This window comes from Pseudoalteromonas piscicida, from assembly GCF_002744175.1.
Classification (GTDB): Bacteria; Pseudomonadota; Gammaproteobacteria; order Enterobacterales; family Alteromonadaceae; genus Pseudoalteromonas; species Pseudoalteromonas piscicida_B.
Genome location: NZ_NKHF01000157.1, coordinates 1 through 669, shown reverse-complemented (window position 1 = coordinate 669; position 669 = coordinate 1). Strand labels below are relative to the sequence as shown.

The 669-nt window shown below is 42.2% G+C and carries 1 protein-coding gene; it reads right to left on the bottom strand.

Annotation, left to right across the window (positions count from 1 at the left end; translation table 11 throughout):
* Positions 1 to 669 (bottom strand): hypothetical protein (locus CEX98_RS22985; protein WP_172439841.1); only part of this gene is annotated, 669 nt, incomplete at both ends.

The following is a 669-nucleotide window of genomic DNA, read 5'->3' as shown; positions in this document are numbered from 1 at the left end:
GAACAACCTGCACTGTTGCACGCTTTAACTCTGTAAAGTCTTGTACCAACCTCCAGATCAGGCCAGCTAATACTTGTGCCTTGATATTCATAACGGCCAGAAACAGTCCAGTCGCTTAAGCCATACTTGATACTTAAATCATAATAAGTAGCACCATACACCGCATTCCAACTTACTTGAATTTTATTACCCGTCGCTGACGCTTGAGGCTTTGCTGGGCGAGCTGGCACACTGGCTAAATGGACCTGTTCTGATGGTGCCGACAAACTAGAACATCCCACAGCGTTACAAGCTTGTATTCTATATGTACGTGAACCTGGGTACGTATCTTGCCATGATATAGTGTTAGTTATACTTTCATAATCTTCTATACTGGCAAACTCAGCGTGAGACCATTGCACTTGAATCTTATACTTTGTAGCCCATTCCACTTCATTCCATTCAACCGCAATATCTTTTCCATTAACAACCGCGACTGGTTTGTTGGGTGTGTTTGGCTTTGGTGTACTAATTCTATTGGATGCACTGGACCATGAAGAACAACTATTTTCACTGTTACATGAACGTATTCTGTAATTACGTTCCTTGAGTATCTCTGTTGGATTATGCCAAACATGCAAACCATCATAGTAGCTCAAGTTTGATGTTTCCCAGCTGCTGCTTCCATCT